Below are 16,638 nucleotides of genomic sequence, written 5' to 3'. Positions count from 1 at the left end.
CACCAAGACTACCGGCGCACGAACACCTGTTCATCACTCGATCAGGTGGGCTTCGATCAAGAACCTCGTCGTGTAGGCGACGAACGGACCGTCGCGCTCGATCAGCTCGTGCAGTTCACGCAGCTTCGGGAGGTACTGCTCCACCGTGAAGCCCGGCACCATCCAAATCACCTTGCGCAGGAAGTAAACCACCGCGCCGATGTCGAAGAACTCCGTGCGCAGCGACTCCGAACGCAGGTCGACCACCTCCAAGGCCGCCGCCGACGCAGCGGCGACCGCGTGGGATGGGGAGCGGCTTTCGCGGGTTGAAAGTGGTTGCGGGCCAAGGAAGAACTCCACCAGCTCGAACACGCTCGCCGGGCCGACTTGTTGCGAAAAGAACGTGCCGCCGGGGCGTAGGACGCGGGCGATCTCCGGCCACGGGGTCGTCACCGGGTGGCGGCTGGAGACCAGGTCGAACACGTCGTCGGCGAACGGGAGGTCCGATGTGGACACCACGGCGACGCCACGCGGACGGAGGCGGGCCGACGCGCGAAGAATGTTCGGGGGCCAGGACTCCGTCGCCACCATCAGGGGCGGCAGCGTGGGGCAGCCGTCGAGGACTTCGCCGCCGCCGGTTTCCAGGTCCAGGGCCGAGTCGACGCGTGCCAAGCGCTCGCCCAGCAGGCGCTGGTAGCCCCAGGACGGGCGGGCTTCGGTGGCTCGGCCGTCGAGCCAGGAGAAGTCCCAGCCGTCGATGGGGGCCGCGTCGGCTTCGGCTACCAGGGTCTCGAAACGCGAGTGGCGAACCGGGGGCGGGGGAACGGGTTTGGCCAGGGTGACCGCGGCGAACGGCACCACGACCGGGCCTCGGCGGGTGTCGACCGTGCACGTCGATTCGTCGCGGGCCACCAGGTCGCCGAGTGCGTCGGTGAAGCCGCCCTCGATGCGGTAGCGGACCACGACCCGGGTGCCCAGCGGCAGGTCGCGCAGCAGCTTCACAGGCGGGCGCTCAGTTCGTCGTCGGACGGCTCGACCAGGAAAGTTCCGTCGTCCCAGACGATCGTGGGGATCCGGCGGGCGCCGTCCTGCAGTTCGCGGACCCGGGCTTCCGCGGCCGGGTCGGTCTCGACGTCCACATAGGAATACTCGACGCCGTGCCCGTCGAGCAGGGCGCGGCTGCGCTTGACGTCCGGGCACCAGGAAGCGCCGTACACCGTCAGACTCACGAAACGACCTCCGAAACAGCGGGGGAAACCGGTGCGGGGTGGCCCAGGTCCGTGAGCCAGCCGCGGAACACCCGGTGCAGGGCCTCGGCCCCGACGACCTCACCGGGAAAACCGAACTCTCGCGGGTGCACGACGAAGCCGCGCTGCTGCGGCCCACCCAGGCCACCGTGCGAACCCACGTGCGTCTCGAACGGCGACGCCTGGTCCGAATCCGGGTCGTAGCGGCTGTTGATCATCACGTCCGCGCAGTGCGGGAACGTGTCGACGCGGCGGATCAGGTCCGCCGCGTGCGGGCCGTACGGGAGCAGCGGGTCCTCGCCGATGACGACACCGGAAGCGAGCCGGTGCAGGCCGTCGCGGCCGAGCACCACCGGGCCGAACTCGCGGCTGCGGACCAGCAGGAACCCGACGCCGGGGTGGTCCACCAGCGACGGCAGCAGGTCGGGGAACTCGCGCTCGATCGTCTCCAGCTCGACGCGGCCTTCGTGCTCGGTGAACGACACCATCGCGATGTGCCCGGACACGACCGCGACCACGCCCGGCGCGACCCGGGTGACCGCGCCGGGGGAGCCCGAGGTCGTGCGCGGGCGGTTTTCGGCGCATTCCGCGTCCTCCACGCGGGCACGCAGCCGGCGCGCTATCAGTCCGCCGCTCTTCGTCGCCTCCGCCAGCGCGGCGTTGATCTGCCAGCTCTCGGCCTGGCGCCGTTTGCCGGCCAGCGCGGACGGCGAACCGCCGCACAGCCGGCCGACGTACGCCTCGATCGTCTCGCCGAACCGCTGCGAGAACGCCTGGCCCTGCGTCTGGCCGTGGTCCGACAGCGCCACGACGTGGTAGCGGCGCGGGGCGAGCCGCGAAGCCCGGTGCAGCCGCGCGATCTGCTGGTCGATCGAGCGCAGCACCGAAAGCGTGTCGAAGCGCTCGATGCCGGAGTGGTGCGCGACCTCGTCGTAGCCGAGGAAGTCCGCGTACACCACCGGGCGCCCGGCGAGCATGTCGCCGAGGATCGCCGAGACGACGACGTCGCGCGCGATCACCGTCGTGCCCGGGCGGGCGAGGGGGTACCAGCCGCCGCGCGGGACCCGCGGCACGACCCCGGCGCGGCGCTGGCGCACCGCCGCGTTGATCTCGCGGAAGACGTCGGTCAGCGCGACGGCGAACGTGCGCAACGCGTTGACCGGGTTCGCGAAGTACGCGTAGTAACCCGCGCCGAGCCGGTCGCGCCGGCGGCGCAGCAGCTTCTTCGGCACCAGCACCGGGATCGAGCTCATGGTGAGGCTGACGTGGTCCGCGTCGCCGGAGAAGAGGTTGCCGCGGCTCGCGCCGTCGCCGGAGAGCAGGCCGCGGCCGTCGGAATGCCGCCGCTCGATCTCGGCCGCGTCGGTCGGGTGCGCGCACGCCATCACGTGGTCGCGGTCCTTTTCGTACCAGCGGAAGCCGAGGATGTCGTGGTTGGAGCCGTGCAGGATGCCGCAGACGCTCGCGCCGGTCTGCGAGCTCCAGTCGGTGTGCCACTGCGCCAGCGCATGGCTGTCCTCGGCGAGCCACGCGGCGAACGTCGGCATGTCGCCGTCGCGGATGGCGCGGCGGACGGTGTCGAAGCCGAGGCCGTCGATCTGCAGGAAGACCACGCCCGGCGGCTGGTCGGCGGCGACGGCGGGGGTGTGGCGACGGCGGCGCCGGGCGGCGCGGCGGAAGAAGATCTCGTCCTCGTCGATCGCGAGCAGGCTGGAGATGAGCGCGCCGACGGCGGCCATGCCGAGGGTGACGAGCACGGCGCTGCGGAAGTCGGCCACCTCGACGCCGGGCACCGTGCGGAACACCGCCAGCGTGCCCGCGCCGAGCAGCAGGAACCCGAAGAGCCCGAAGGTGAAGAAGGCCAGCGGGTAGGCGATCCGCATCACGAGCGGCCAGACCACGCCGGCGAGCAGGCCGAGCAGCAGCGCGCACACCGTCGGCTGCCACCAGTGCGTCATCCGGAAGCCCGGCAGGAGGACGTCGAGCAGGCGCAGCGCGCCGGTCACCGCGGCCCAGACCAGCAGGATCCGGGCGACGGCGCGGCCGCCGCGCAGCAGCCTGCCCTTGGGCGCGGTCGTCGTCACACTCGCTCCTTGGTCTTGCGCCGCCACCGGGCGATCAGGTTCAGGGCCACGGTGACCAGCAGGACCAGCACCGTGGCGAGCAGCGTCGCGATGAGGGGTGAGTCGAAGATGCCCCCGGAGAGGATGCCGAGCAAGGCGTACGCGGTCGCCCAGAGCACGCACGCGACGAGCGCGGCGGGCAGCAGGCGCCGCCACGGGTAGCTCAGCGCGGCCGCCGCGAGCAGCACCGGGATCCGGCCGGCCGGGACGAGCCTGCCGATCACGACGAGCTGCCAGCCGCGGCGGGTGAACTGGTCGCGGGCCCTCTCGAGCCGTTCGGCGGGCTGGCGGCGGCTGATCCAGCGGAACGCGGCTTCGCTGCCCAGGCGCGGGATCCCGAACGTCACGACGTCGCCGAGGTACGCGCCGAGCACGGACAGGAGGATCACCAGCGGGAGCGAGAGGTGGTCGGTCGTGGTGGCGACGGCGGCCGCGGCGCCGACCACGGCCCCGGTGGGCACGATCGGGATGATCGAGCCGAGCAGGACGCCGCCGAACACCGCCGGGTAGCCGATGGCGGCCGGGTCGGTCCAGTTCACGCGCGGTCCTCACGGGCCGGGAGCGCGACTTCGGCGCCGGGCTCGGTGAACAGGACGTCGGTGGCGATGCCGTGCTTGCGCACTTCGGCCGCGAACACTCGCGGCGGGTCGGCGAGCAGCCGGCGCATCCGGGCGGTCCGCCGCAGCCCCGGCACGGCGAGGGTGCCCCAGTGCACGGGCACCGCGGCGCGGGCCCGGACGCGTTCGGCGGCCTTCGCGGCGCGGGCCGGGTCCAGGTGGCCCGGCCCGAGGTTCGGGCCCCAGCCCCAGACGGGCAGCAGGGCGACGTCGACCGGGCCGAAGTCCGCCATCCCGGCGAAGAGGTCGGTGTCGCCGGCGTTGTAGACCGTCGTCTCCGCGGTCTTGATCAGGTGCCCGACGGCGGGGCTCTGCGGGCCGTGGGTGAGCCGCGGCCCCCACCGGTGCCCGGAGTGGACGGCTTCGGTCGCGGTGACGGTCAGCTCGCCCTCGGTGAGGGTCTCGCCGGGCGCGATCTCTTCGACGCGCGTGAAGCCCTTCTTGGCGAGCCAGGACCCGGCTCCGCGCGGGACGACGATCCGGGCGCCCCGCCCGAGCAGCTTGAGGGAGGGCAGGTGCAGGTGGTCGCCGTGCAGGTGGGAGAGCAGCACGAGGTCGGCGTCGGCGTAGGTCTCGCGCGGGGGCGGCGGGACGACGCGGGTGAGCCCGCCGACGCGGGCGGTGAGCACGGGGTCGGTCAGCACGACCCGGCCACCGAGTTCGAGCCGGACGGTCGAATGGCCGAGGAATCGCAGGTTGAAGCCGCTCACGCTGTCGAGTATCGCCTTCGCGCCGCGCGGACGCCCGGCGGAGTGGCGCGGGCAACCCTGCCCGGCTCCGCTAGCGCAAGACCCGGCGCCGGGACCACCGCAGGCGGAGGCGTCGTCGCGTCCGGCGCCACCGCGCCCGGAGATCGGTGCGCAGCGCTTGCTCGGCTTCGCGGTGCATGCCGATCTCGTGCAGCAGCTCGGCGACCCGGACCTGCCTGGCCGAGGGCACCTCAGCCGCCCGCGGGCAGCAGGGACGAGATCCGCAGCGCCGACGTCCCGATGCCCGTCGGCCGCCCGAAGCCGGGGTGGTGGCCCAGCTCCAGCTCGGTGTAGCGGCCCGCGTTCTCGTGCCAGTGCGCGACGCCCGCCAGCCAGTCGCGGAGGTGGTCGTCGGGCGCGGCGTGGCGGAACTCCGCGAGCCGGGCGTCGGCCAGGTCGGCGACGATCGAGAAGGCGCGCTCCTCCGAGCAGTCGAGGAAGTTCCGCACCACCAGCACGCTGTTGTTCAGCTCGCCCTCGAACCGGATTTCCTTGCGGTAGGAGCGGAGGTCGTTGTGCAGCCCGGCGTAGTCGGCGGCGAGGCGGGCGAGGGGCGAGCGGGACCCGGTGAGGCTCATCGAGAGGTCCGCGCCGAACGTGCGGCGCCGCATCTCGATGTGGTCGATCGGGTCCGGGATCCGGTTCTGCGCCAGGTTCGCCAGCCGCCACAGCCAGCTCGCGGTCATCGACTCGACGGCGGTCCGCACCGCGGCGCGGTTTTCCGTCCGCGGCCAGAGGTCGGCGAGCGCGGTTTCGAGGGCGTTCAGCGGCGTCGGTGCCCCGTCCGCCATGAACCGCGCCAGGCGTTCGTTGCACGCCTTCGCCGCCGCGAGGTCGCGGGTCGCGCCGAACACCTCCTGGTAGTAGTCGTCGGCGTACGTGCTCCAGGTCAGCCAGTCGCTGGTGACGTCGAGCGCCGCCGCCGTCGCGTCCGGGTGGATGCCCGCCGCGCACAGCGGCAGGTCGGCGGCGCGCAGCTTCCGCTCGTCCCAGAGCACGCCGTCGAGGAGGCCCACGCCCCGCGCCCAGTCGACGTTGCGGCGGCGGCAGGACTCCAGGTGCGGGCTGAGCCGCGGCGGGAACGGCGCCTCGAGCGAGGGCGGCGCCGAAACGTCGCCGAACGGCGTGTGCGAGTACGCCCGCAGCCGTTGCGGCGCGGTCGCGAGCACCGACGTGAAGACGCGCGCCGCGGACGTCCCGAGGCCGCTGGCGGTGCCCGGCTTCGGGCCGCCGTCGTTCATGTAGCGGCTGGAGCGCAGGTGCCACTCGTGGCCGCCGGCCTGCCAGTCCTGCAGCCCCTTGACGTAGGCGAACGTCGCGGCGCGGGCGGCCGGGTCGACGCCGTGCTCGTCGAACAGCGCGGGCACCTCGGTGAGCGCGGTGTGCTCGAACTGGTGCAGCCGCGAGGTGATCAGGTCGTTGACCGCGTCGGCCGCCCGCTGGGTGGGGAGGCCGAGGAACCGCTCGAACACGAGCACGCCGTTGGACAGCTCGCCCTCGTCCTGCACCTCGCGCTGGTAGGAGAAGATGTCGTTGCGCAGGTGGACGCTGTCGGCGAAGCAGTCGCGCAGGACCTCCATCGGCCGCGACGCGGCGATCTCGCCGGGCACCTCGGCGTGCACCGAGTGCTCGATCAGGTTCGCCGACCACGGCGCGCCGCCGACCTTCCGCCGCATCTCGACGTACTCGATCGGGTTGGCCAGCCGTCCCTCGTTGATGTTGGCGAGCTCCCACAGCGACTCGTCCAGCAGCGCTTTCGTGCTGGCGATGAAGCGCTTGCGCCAGCCTGCCGACCGGTGCGGCACGGTCCGGGCCCACAGGTCCGCGAGCCCGCGCTCGACCGGGTTCTCCGGCGTCGCGGTGATCTCGCCGCCGTCGGGCATGAAGAGCTCGAGCCGGTCGAGGTACGTGCGCGCGCTTTCGATGTCGCCGGTGCGCTTGTACAGCTCGAGGAAGTGGTCGTCGAAGTAGAAGACCCAGACGTACCAGTCGGTGATCAGGTCGAGCTCTTCGGCGCCGGCGTCCGGGTGGGTGTACGCGCAGAGCAGGGCGTAGTCGTGGGAGTCGAGGTCGTGCTCGGTCCAGATGACGGTGCCGTGCTGCGGCACGTCGATCATGTCGAGCCCGGCCGCCCACGCCTTGCTGTGCCCGCGCGCGCGTTCGAGGTGCGGGTTCAGCCGGGAGGGGTGCGGGAGGTAGAACTCGGGGAGGGCGAACGGCTGGTCGGGCACCCTGTGAGGCAACCAAAAACGCCGGTGCCCGCCAAGGCCCGCGGCCGGGTTGCACACGAACGTGCCGGGCGCGTCCCCCGGCCGGCCCAGCGGCCGTCACGACCCGGTCGGCGCCCGCCGGCCGGACATCGCACGATGGGGGACGTACCCCGAGCGAGGAGAACTTGATGAGCGACGAAACCCGAGTGACCGACAACCCGGACGAGAGCCGGTACGAGGTGTGGGTGGGCGACGAACTGGCCGGGATGGCCTACTACGAGCGGCGGGGCGAGCTGACGGTGTTCACCCACACGGAGATCGACGACGCGTTCGCCGGGCGCGGGCTGGGGAAGGCGCTGGCGGCGGGTGCGCTGGACGACGTCGTGGCGGCGGGGCGGACGATCGTGCCGGTGTGCCCGTTCATCGCGGGGTACCTGCGGAAGAACCCGGGGTACGAGGACCACGTGCGGTGGCCGAAGGGCTGAGGGCCGGGGTGTCGCGAGGTCTTGAATGAGTCATTCAGGACCTCCGAAGACCTGAATGACTCATTCAGGACGCGAGCGGCGGCCGCCGTCGCCGTCCGCTGGGCCGAAAGCGTGAGCGGCATTGGGCCGTACGGGTCCAGATCGAGAGGTATGTCCGGATCGATTGGTTATTAACCAACCTTCGTCGGTGTTGCGTTGGTTGCTCGGCAACGAAAGTGACCGGCGCAGGCTTCGAACCGGCAAACCTGGAGGAAGTTGATGACTCCCCGGAAGACCGCTCTCAAGACCTTCGCCGTCTTGTCGGCAGCGGCGCTGACCAGCGGCGTGTGCGCGTCGGCCGCCACCGCGTCCCCGCTGGCCTTCGCCGAGATGCAGGCCCACGCCATCGGCAACGCCACGCAGGTCGCGCAGTCGCTGGGCGCCGCCTCCGGTGGCATCTACCTGGAGAACGGCAAGGCCGTCGTGAACGTCGTCGACGACGCCGCGCTGCAGAAGGTGCAGGCCGCCGGGCTCAGCGCGAAGAAGGTCAAGCACACCTTCGCCGCGCTCACCGGTGTCAAGAACCAGCTGGACGCGGTGAAGAACGTGCCGCAGACCGCGTGGGGCATCGACACCAAGACCAACCAGGTCGTGGTGAAGGTCTACGACGCCGCCAGCAAGGAGACCGCCGACAAGGTCAGCGCGGCCGCCGCGAAGTACGGCGACAGCGTCCGCGTCGAGCACCGGACCGGCAAGCTCGAGCTGCACATCGCCGACGGCGACGCCATCCAGAACAGCCAGGGCCGCTGCTCGCTCGGCTTCAACGTCACGCGCGGTGGCGAGCCGTTCCTGCTCACCGCCGGGCACTGCACCAACCTCGGTGGCACCTGGTCCGGCGGGGACGTCTCCGGGGCCGAGGTCGTCGAGAGCGACTGCCCGGACGCCGACTCCGGGCTGCTGACCCGCCCGAACGGCACCGGCCCGGGCGAGATCAACACCGGCCAGAAGATCACCTCCGCGGCCGAGCCGACCGTCGGCGAGCAGATCGAGAAGCAGGGCTCGACCACCGGCGGCGGCAGCGGCGAGGTCACCTCGGTCGACGAGTCGGTCAACTTCGACGTCGGCGTGCTCAACCACGAGTTCGGCACCACCGCGCACACCGACCACGGCGACTCCGGCGGCCCGGCGTACGACGGTGAGAAGGGCCTCGGCACGCTGTCCGGCGGCGACACCCAGACCAGCTACTTCTACCCGCTCACCCTGGAGCTGCAGGCGTACGGCCTCGAGCTCGCCTGATAGCCGAAAGGCCCCTTTCCCGCGCGTCGAGGGCGCGTGAAAGGGGCCTTTCTCATGCCTCCAGCCGCTTCGCGCGGTAGACGGCGTCGGTGTGGTGGCCTTCGCCGCGCGTCTCGCACGTCTCGACGACCCACTGCCACGGGTCGCCGAGGAACGTCGTGATCTCCTCCGGCTCGAAGTACAGCTCCTCCGGCGGCTTCTGGCCGTCGAACTCGCGCATGGCCTTCGGCGAGTGCCCGACGACCAGCAGCGACCCGCCCGGCCGGATCGCCGCCGCGGCCGCCGTGAAGACGTCGCGGCGCAGGGCCGGCGGCAGGTGCATGTACTGCGCCGAGATCAGGTCGTACTGCTCTTCCGGCTGCCACTTCAGGATGTCGCGGTGCAGCCAGCGGACGGTCACGCCGGCCTCCTTGGCCGCTTCTTCGGCGCGGGCGAGCGCGAGGGTCGAGATGTCGGCGCCGTCCACCGTCCAGCCCTGCTTCGCCAGCCAGATCGCGTCGCCGCCCTCGCCGCAGCCGAGGTCGAGGGCGTGCCCGGGTTTCAGGCCTTCGACCTCGGAGCTGAGGTTGGCGTTGACGTTCCCGCTCCAGATCCGGTGCTCGTCGCGCTGGTACATCTCCTCCCAGAACTCCTGCTTGAGCATTTCTTCGACGATCATCGGCCGGCCGTGTTCATGGGGCATGGTTCCTCCTCGGTGACGTCCCCAGCATGCGGAGGACGTCACCGAAGAGGCAAATCGTGTTGCCGATCCGGCAACTCAGGCCGGGCCGAACACCTGCATCTCGTACAGCGAGTAGCAGTACGACGTGCCGCGCGTGAGGCCGTTCATCCGCACGTAGCGGCCGCTGCCCGCGAGCCCGGTGAGGTCGTCGGTGGCGCCGTTGCCGGTCGTGGTGCTGAAGATCGTCGTCCAGGTCGTGCCGTCGGGCGAGGTCTGGATCGTGTACGCCTTGCCGTAGGCGGCTTCCCAGCTCAGCTTGACGCGCGTGATCGCCTTCGCGGCGCCGAGGTCGACGCGCAGCCACTCGCTCGGCGTGCCCTCCTTGGATGCCCAGCGCGTACTTGTCAGGTTGCCGTCGAAGGCCGCGCTCGCCGGGTAGGACGACGACTCGATCGAGGACGCCGTCGCCGTTTTGCCCTGGGAGAGCAGGGTTTCCGCGCCGCCGGTGACCGTGACGCCCAGCGACGCGGTCTTCCCGCCGCCGGTGATGGTGACCGTCGCCGAACCGGGGCTCGCGGTCGAGGCGGCGGCGACCGTCACGGTCGAGGTCCCGCCGGCCGGCACGGACGCCGGTGCGAACGACACGGTGACCCCGGCGGGAACGCCGCTCGCGGACAGCGATACCGCGTCCGTCGCCGTGACGGTGGCCGTCGCCGAAGCGCCCGGCGCGACCGACACCGACGACGGCGTCACGCTCAGGCCCGCCGGGGTGCCGGCCGCGGTGAACGTCCAGCGGGCCTGGGTGCCGGAGCAGCTGCCCGCGCTGAGTGTCGAGCCCGAGGCGCGGAAGCACTTGGTGCTCGTCTGGATGTCGGAGATCGTGCCGTCGGGGTTGACCGACCACTGCTGGGCCGGTCCGCCGGTGCACGTCTGCAGCACGATCGAGCTGCCCGAGATGCCCGCGCACTTGTCGTTGATCACGAGGAACGCGCCGTGGAAGGTGAACCGCTGCGAGGCGCCGCCGGTGCAGGCGGCCACCTTCAGCGTCGTGCCGCTGCTCGGGGCTTCCAGGCAGGTGCCGGTCGAGTTGTTCTTGTACTGGCCGACCGTGGTGTTCGGCTGCGCGCCGCCCCAGCACTCGCCGGTGCTGGTGTTGAAGATCGGCGTCGCGTCGTACGGCTCGTCCGACGGCGGGTCGACGACCACCGGCTCCATGACCGGCGTGTTGTCGGCGTTGTAGTGCGTGAGCGCGTCCTCGCAGTCGATCGCGTCGAAGGCGCTCCCGCCCTCGCCGCCGAGCCAGAGGTCGATGTGGCGCAGCCCGGGACCGCCGTTGGGGCCCTGGCTGTTCCAGTCGTCGGAACACTCGTCGCAGCCGTCCTCCATGATGAAGTACTTCTTGACCCGCGGCACCCAGACCCTGGTGCCGGGCTTCAGCTCGTCGCTGCTGGTGGCGAAGGTGATCGGGTCGGCGTACGTGCCCTTGCCGCCCGCGGTGTCGTGGATCCGCGGGTAGGAGATGTCGCCGCCGGGCGGGGTGTTGTCCCACCAGCCGTAGAAGGTGAGGAAGGTCGGTTGCGTGGTGGCCGCGTTCGCCGTGCCACCGGCGGTGAACGCGGTGGCCACGGCGAGGAACAGGGTCACGACGAGCACGAGCGCGCGCCGGGTCATGCTGCCTCCGGAGGGGGACTGGGCGGACGATGACTGCGGCGTGGCTCCCAGGTTCGCCGGGCGGGAGCGGCCCGTCAACCCCACTTCGTAAACTTTCCTGACGAATGCGTTCCCGTGTCCCGGTCGCTGGGAACGAGCTGGTGGGTAAGCGCTTTCTTCGGTGAAGATGGCGGCATGAGCGAACAGCGGGAAATCGTGGTCACCGGCGGCGGCACCGGCATCGGGCTGGCGATCGCCGCCCGGTTCGCGGCGGCGGGGGAGCGGGTGACCGTCACCGGGCGCCGCAAGGACGTGCTCGAAGCCGCGGCCGAGCGGATCGGCGCGCGAGCGGTGGCCTTCGACGCGAGCGACCCGGCGGCCGTGCAGGCAGCCTTGGCCGAGCTGCCCGGACGCGTCGACGTCCTGGTCAACAACGCCGGCGGCAACACCGACCGGGTCCGCGAGGCGCCCGCGCCCGGCGACCTGGCGGGGCTGGCCGACGCGTGGCGCGCGAACTTCGAGGCCAACGTCGTCTCCGCGGTCCTCGTGACGGCCGCGCTGAAGCCGCGTTTCGCGGACAACGTGCGTGTGGTGACCCTCGGCTCCATCGCGGCGAAGCAGGGCTCCGGCTCGTACGGCGCGGCGAAGGCCGCGATCGAGGCGTGGAACACCGACCTCGCGCGGCAGCTCGGCGCCGCCGGCTCGGCCAACGTCGTGGCGCCCGGCGTCACCCTCGACACGGAGTTCTTCCACGGCACGGTTTCCGACGAATGGGTGGCCGCGCGGGTCTCCGTCGCCTTCGACAAGCGGGCCGGCACGCCGGACGAGGTCGCGGAAACCGTGGTGTTCCTGGCGTCGCCGAGCGCCGGGCACGTCACCGGGCAGGTCGTGCACGTCAACGGCGGCGCGTACGGGGCCCGCTAGGCCATCCGGGTCGCAAGCCGGCCGGAACCCCCACGGGGGCGCCGGTTCTCTCCATGGTGGAAGGGAGACAGCCCACCGGAAGAGAGGTGTGATCCGCCGTGACGGCAGCATCCGCAACCCCGGCCCTCCCGACGACGCGACCGGCCGGGTGCCCGTTCGACCCGCCGGGGAGCTACGGCGAGCTGCGGGAAACCGAACCGGTGTCGCGGGTCCGCTGCCCGGCGGGCATGGACGCGTGGCTGGTGACGCGGTACCAGGACGTCCGCGCGGTGCTCGCCGACCGGGCGCTGAGCTCGCGCGGCGCGTCTTCGGTGCACGTCAACCCGAACGCCGACCTCGACGAGGAGGTCAGCCCGGGCTCGATCATCCAGCTCGACGGCGCCGAGCATTCCCGGCTGCGCAAGAAGGTGATCGCCGAGTTCACCGTGCGGCGCGTGGAGGCGCTGCGCGGCTACGTCCAGGAGCTGGTGGAGAGCCACCTCGACGCGATGCTCGCGAAGCCGGGGCAGGCGGACCTGGTGGCGGACTTCGCGCTGCCGATCCCGTCGCTGGTGATCTGCGAGCTGCTCGGCGTGCCGTACGCGGACCGGTCGCGGTTCCAGCGGCAGAGCGGCTTGCTGGTCAGCACCGACGCCACGCCCGAGGAGGGGAAGCAGGCGTACGACGAGCTGTCCGCGCTGATGGCCGAGCTGTTCACCGACAAGCGGCGGAACCCGCGGGACGACCTGTTCAGCAGGCTGATTTCCCGCGGCGAGTCCGACGGCGACCCGCTGTCGACGGAGGAGCTCGTCGTGCTCGGGCTCAGCCTGCTGGTGGCCGGGCACGAGACGACGGCGAACATGATCGCGCTCAGCGCGCTGGTCCTGATGGAGCAGCCCGCGCAGCGCGACGTCGTGCTGGCCCGGCCGGAGCGGGCGGTCGAGGAGCTGCTGCGGTACCTGTCGGTCGTGCAGTTCGGCGTGCTGCGGTACGCGACTTCGGACGTCGAAGTCGGCGGGCGCGCGGTGAAGGCGGGGGAGTGGCTGGTCGCGGCGTTGAACTCCGCGAACCGCGACGAGGAGCTGTTCCCGGGCGGGGACAAGCTGGACTTCGACCGCGAGTCGCCGCGCACGCACGTCGCGTTCGGGTTCGGGGCGCACCAGTGCGTCGGGCAGCAGCTGGCGCGGGTCGAGCTGCAGGAGGCGTTGACGCGGTTGTTCCGCCGGGTGCCCGGCCTGCGGCTGTCGGTGCCGCGGGAGTCGTTGGCGTTCAAGCACAACACGCTCGTGTACGGGGTCCGGGAGCTGCCGGTAGCCTGGGGCTGAGCACGATCTGGAACGCTGGACCGCGTGAGGAGAAGCATGACCGCACGCCGGCTCTGGGCGGCCGTGGAACCGTTGCACGCCGTCGTCTACTTCGCGCCCGAGACCGCGGCGGCGGCCAAGGCGGTGGGCCTGCGCGGGTACTGGATGGGCTACTTCGCGGGCCGGTTGGCGCCGCTTGGCCCGATCGGCCCCGAGCCGGCGGCGGCGGTGCTGTTCGGCTTCGCCCCGGCGATGGTGGCGCGGGCGCTGCCGGACGCGTGGTCGTTCGCGTCCCCCGCGGCGGTGCTCGAATCCCGGCTCGAGGCGGTCTCCGCGGCGGTGCCCGAGGCGCCGGAGCTGGCTGCGCTGCTGTGGCGCGCGGTCGACGCGTGCGACTTCGGCGGGCGCCCGCTGGCGGCGGCGTGGGCGGCGGTCCCGAAGCCCGCGAACCCGGCGGCGGCGCTCTGGCTGGCGACGACGATCCTGCGCGAGCACCGCGGCGACGGCCACGTCCTGGCGGCGGTGCACGCGGGGTTGAGCGGGCTGGAGACGACCCTCACCCACATCGGTGACGGGGTGATCGGCCGCGCGGACGTCCAGCCGCATCGGGGGTGGTCGGACGAGGAGTGGGACGCGGCGGTGGACCGGTTGCGGTCGCGCGGTGTGCTCGACGAGGCCGGCCGGCTGACCGACGCGGGCCGGGAGCTGCGCCGCCGGGTCGAGGCCGATACCGATCGGCTGGCCGCGGGGCCGGTCGAGGCACTGGGAGCGGATTTCGAGCGGGCGCTGGAGCTGGCGGTCCCGCTGAGCCGCGCGGTGATCGACAGCGGGGTGGTGCCGGTGCCCAACCCGATGGGCGTCCCGCGCCCCTGACGCGCCGTCACGGCTCCGGCAAAGTCGCGCCGGCTCGCTCGACGGCAGAGTCGCCTGGTCGCGTGGTCTGCCCGGCGCCGCGGGAATGTCATGAAAGGGTCGTTCACCTCGCCAGACGCCATGAACGACCCTTTCATCTCCGCAGACGATGCTGTTGGCGACTTTTGGGGTTCCGGGCGATCCGCCGCCACGCCTGATCGACACCGGTCGCACGGCCGCTCAAGCGAACGACCCCTTCATGACATCGCGGACCGGCGCCGCGGTCTCGACGTCACCCGGGCCGGCGGGCAGCCCCTTCCCGCCGGCCCGGGTCCCCGGGTTCCCCCGAGGTCATTCCTCCGCGCGGCCCGCCTGGCGCCGCAGGAGGTCGTACTGGCAGCTCAGCTCGTGGGCCTGGTCCTCGTACTCGCGCTTCGCCGCCAGGAACGGGCGGACGGCGTCGCTGTAGTGGCGCAGGTCGTCCTGCTCCAGCGAGCCGTCGCGGAACGCCGTCCAGAACACCAAGGTCGCCGACACCACCATCACCAGCGCGACCAGCACCGCCATCAGCACGGCGAGGTCGTTCATCCCGGACAGCACGCCCTCGGTGTACACCCGGACGAACATCACCACGCCCATCAGCCCGACCAGCAGCCCCACCGTGACCAGGCTGAGCTTCGACCCCGCCGACAGCTTCGCCCAGTCCAGCTGCCGCTTGGCGTTCTTGTGCTGGCGCTGGTTGTGGCCGAGGTGGTGCAGCGCCGTCGCCGCGCCGCCGGTGGCCAGCACCGAGATCACGATGCTGATCGCCAGGGGCAGGCCGAGCGGGTCGCTCCAGTCGACGTTGAACACGGAACTGGCCAGCCACAGCATGATCGGCAGGTCGACCACCGTCACCGTGAGGAGCGTCAGCACCCGCGTCACGCGGCCGACGCGGCGGTGGCGCAGGCTGCCGCGCAGCTGCTCCAGCTCGATGAGCCGGTCGATCAGCTCGGCGCGGGCCTGTGCCTCGCCGACGGTCAGGTTCTGGCCGTGCGGGCCCACCACGTGGCCGTCCATCGCGCGGGCGGAGCGGTAGTTCAGCTCCTGCACGCGGGCGAGGAGCAGGTCGCCCGCCGGCGTCTCGGCGCGGGGCCGCGGCTGGGGCAGTGGCAGGTTTCTCGTCTGGTCGGTGCTGGTCATGGCCGTGCCTCCTGGTCGGTCTACGTGCTCGGGCCGGGGCCCTGGTACGTGATCTCCACCCGCCTCATCCGGGCCGCCGCCGCTTCGTCGAACCGCCCGCCGGTCATCGCGGTGACCCCGGGTTCGGTGCCGGTGCCGGTGGCATCGACCCGCTGGGTCACGCCGGCCCCGGTGAGCGCGCCGGCGACGGCACGCGCTCGTTGTTCCGCCAGTTCCCGCCGCCCCGCGTCGGTCGACCCGGGCGGGTCGGCCGCGAAGCCGCGGACGGTGACCGGCGCGTTCGACCGGCCGGCCGTGATGCTGCCCGCCAGCGACCGCAGCAGGTCGCGGGCGGATTCGGAGAGCACCGCGGAGTTGCCGGCGAAGCCGAGCGCGGCGTCCGAAACCGTGGTGGTGACCTCGCCCCGCGGGCCGGTCACCGACGTCACCCCCGGCACGGGCACGACCGGCGTCGCCGCGGTGGCCCGCGACGGCTCGGCGGGCACCCGGCTCTGGTCGACGTCGCAGGCGGCCGCGCCGGCCGCCCGGCAGATCGCCTGCCAGTACGCGGCCAGCCGCTCGCGCGCGGGCGACGGCAGCGGCGGCTGCGGCCCGGCGACCGATCCGAGCCCGGCGAAGACGACGTGCCAGCCGTCCAGCCGCGGCAATTGCCGGGCGGCGGCCAGCTGCCCGGCGACGGCCGCCGGGTCCGCCGCCCAGCCGACCTGCCGCAGGTCGAACGCCCCGCCGGTGCTCAGGCCGCTGCTGTCCACGACCAGGGTCCCGGCGGGCACCCCGCGGACGGCGTCGGCGATGCCGGCGAGCAGGTCGAGCCCGCTCTTGTGCGCGGTGGTCGCCCCGATCGCGTCGGCGGCGCTCGCCACGTTCCGGTCGATCAGCGACGGCCGGGAAAGGCCGTGTTCCAGGGAACCGTCGGCCCGCCGCGGGGTCAGCACGACCGAGCGCCGGTCCCCGCCGTCCGCGGCCGAGACGAGCACGACGCTGCTCTTGCCCGAGCCCTGCTGCGAGACGTTCCCGCTGTTCGCGGCGTCCCGCAGCACGGCGAGAACGGCGTCGGTGACGGCGGCCCGCGGCTCGTTCGCCGTCCCGCTGACGACCACGACGACCCGGTCGCCGCCGGTGGGGACGATGTTCCGCGCCGGCACCGCGCAGCCGCCCACGACCAGGCCCAGTGCCATTGTTCCGGCAAATGCCGCCCGAGTGACACGCGCTGGGCGCGGTGTCGCCTTCCGCAGGCTGAGCGGGGTGTTCTTGAGCTGCATGACGACCTCCCGACGGTCGATGAAGCACCCTCAGGTTGGCATTTGCCCTGTAACGATGTCAATTGACAATGCGATGACATCAAGAAGCGGCCCCAGGTCGACGCCCTTTGTGTGATCGGGGGACGCTGAACGCCGGACC

General features: G+C 72.3%; 16 protein-coding genes and 1 pseudogene. 5 read left to right on the top strand and 12 right to left on the bottom strand.

What is annotated here, in order from left to right; all coding sequences use genetic code 11:
- Positions 1-33 precede the first annotated feature (33 nt).
- The 8 genes and pseudogenes from EIY87_RS22925 to EIY87_RS22900 form a co-directional block, all read right to left on the bottom strand.
- Positions 34-765, bottom strand: coding sequence for a methyltransferase domain-containing protein (locus EIY87_RS22925; RefSeq protein ID WP_225440002.1), 732 nt, complete (start codon positions 763-765; stop codon positions 34-36).
- Between the two features lie 12 nt (positions 766-777).
- Positions 778-981 (bottom strand): annotated as a pseudogene (locus EIY87_RS48420) (putative acetyltransferase); the annotation flags it as partial.
- Positions 978-1,208, bottom strand: a complete 231-nt coding sequence (locus EIY87_RS22920; RefSeq protein ID WP_125311535.1) for a glutaredoxin family protein — start codon at positions 1,206-1,208, stop codon at positions 978-980. The gene EIY87_RS22920 and the pseudogene EIY87_RS48420, both read right to left, overlap by 4 nt.
- Positions 1,205-3,310: a phage holin family protein gene (locus EIY87_RS22915; RefSeq protein ID WP_125311533.1), complete on the bottom strand. Its 2,106-nt coding sequence runs from the start codon at positions 3,308-3,310 to the stop codon at positions 1,205-1,207. The genes EIY87_RS22920 and EIY87_RS22915 overlap by 4 nt, the downstream gene beginning before the upstream one ends.
- Positions 3,307-3,888, bottom strand: a complete 582-nt coding sequence (locus EIY87_RS22910) for a DedA family protein (protein WP_125311531.1) — start codon at positions 3,886-3,888, stop codon at positions 3,307-3,309. Before EIY87_RS22910 ends, EIY87_RS22915 begins: the two co-directional genes overlap by 4 nt.
- Positions 3,885-4,676: an MBL fold metallo-hydrolase gene (locus EIY87_RS22905; RefSeq protein WP_125311529.1), complete on the bottom strand. Its 792-nt coding sequence runs from the start codon at positions 4,674-4,676 to the stop codon at positions 3,885-3,887. The genes EIY87_RS22910 and EIY87_RS22905 overlap by 4 nt, the downstream gene beginning before the upstream one ends.
- A gap of 70 nt (positions 4,677-4,746) precedes the next feature.
- Positions 4,747-4,905 carry a hypothetical protein gene (locus EIY87_RS47705; RefSeq protein ID WP_158641341.1) on the bottom strand — a complete coding sequence of 53 codons (159 nt, stop codon included), beginning with the start codon at positions 4,903-4,905 and terminating at the stop codon, positions 4,747-4,749.
- A gap of 1 nt (position 4,906) precedes the next feature.
- Positions 4,907-6,946, bottom strand: a complete 2,040-nt coding sequence (locus EIY87_RS22900) for a terpene synthase family protein (protein WP_191984218.1) — start codon at positions 6,944-6,946, stop codon at positions 4,907-4,909.
- 167 nt (positions 6,947-7,113) lie between these two features.
- Here EIY87_RS22900 and EIY87_RS22895 point away from each other — a divergent pair, with 167 nt between their 5' ends.
- Both EIY87_RS22895 and EIY87_RS22890 read left to right on the top strand, forming a co-directional pair.
- The gene (locus EIY87_RS22895; protein ID WP_125311525.1) at positions 7,114-7,410 is read left to right on the top strand and encodes a GNAT family N-acetyltransferase; all 297 of its coding nucleotides are present in this window, start codon (positions 7,114-7,116) and stop codon (positions 7,408-7,410) included.
- Between the two features lie 258 nt (positions 7,411-7,668).
- Positions 7,669-8,685, top strand: a complete 1,017-nt coding sequence (locus tag EIY87_RS22890) for a S1 family peptidase (protein WP_125311523.1) — start codon at positions 7,669-7,671, stop codon at positions 8,683-8,685.
- A gap of 52 nt (positions 8,686-8,737) precedes the next feature.
- On the opposite strand, the gene EIY87_RS22885 is transcribed toward EIY87_RS22890, so the two are convergent.
- Both EIY87_RS22885 and EIY87_RS22880 read right to left on the bottom strand, forming a co-directional pair.
- Positions 8,738-9,367 (bottom strand): SAM-dependent methyltransferase, encoded by a 630-nt coding sequence (locus EIY87_RS22885; RefSeq protein WP_125311521.1) that lies wholly within the window; start codon positions 9,365-9,367, stop codon positions 8,738-8,740.
- A gap of 75 nt (positions 9,368-9,442) precedes the next feature.
- Positions 9,443-11,017 (bottom strand): discoidin domain-containing protein, encoded by a 1,575-nt coding sequence (locus tag EIY87_RS22880; protein WP_125311519.1) that lies wholly within the window; start codon positions 11,015-11,017, stop codon positions 9,443-9,445.
- Between the two features lie 174 nt (positions 11,018-11,191).
- Here EIY87_RS22880 and EIY87_RS22875 point away from each other — a divergent pair, with 174 nt between their 5' ends.
- From EIY87_RS22875 to EIY87_RS22865, 3 genes are all read left to right on the top strand, one after another.
- A complete protein-coding gene (locus tag EIY87_RS22875; protein WP_125311517.1) occupies positions 11,192-11,920 on the top strand; it encodes an SDR family oxidoreductase in 729 nt (242 codons plus the stop codon).
- A gap of 98 nt (positions 11,921-12,018) precedes the next feature.
- On the top strand, positions 12,019-13,224 hold the full coding sequence (locus EIY87_RS22870) for a cytochrome P450 (RefSeq protein ID WP_125311515.1): 1,206 nt from the start codon (positions 12,019-12,021) through the stop codon (positions 13,222-13,224).
- A gap of 36 nt (positions 13,225-13,260) precedes the next feature.
- Positions 13,261-14,076: an SCO6745 family protein gene (locus EIY87_RS22865; protein ID WP_125311513.1), complete on the top strand. Its 816-nt coding sequence runs from the start codon at positions 13,261-13,263 to the stop codon at positions 14,074-14,076.
- Positions 14,077-14,406: 330 nt separating this feature from the next.
- Here EIY87_RS22865 and EIY87_RS22860 read toward each other — a convergent pair whose 3' ends face one another.
- Entirely contained in the window at positions 14,407-15,237 is an 831-nt protein-coding gene (locus EIY87_RS22860; protein ID WP_125311511.1) for a hypothetical protein, read from the bottom strand.
- A 20-nt stretch (positions 15,238-15,257) separates the two neighbouring features.
- Positions 15,258-16,415, bottom strand: coding sequence for an OmpA family protein (locus EIY87_RS22855; protein ID WP_225439992.1), 1,158 nt, complete (start codon positions 16,413-16,415; stop codon positions 15,258-15,260).
- Positions 16,416-16,638 lie beyond the last annotated feature (223 nt).

It is taken from the genome of Amycolatopsis eburnea, assembly GCF_003937945.1.
GTDB classification, from domain to species: domain Bacteria; phylum Actinomycetota; class Actinomycetes; order Mycobacteriales; family Pseudonocardiaceae; genus Amycolatopsis; species Amycolatopsis eburnea.
Note: the sequence above shows the minus strand (reverse complement) of the source record. Positions and strands in the feature narration are given on the sequence as shown.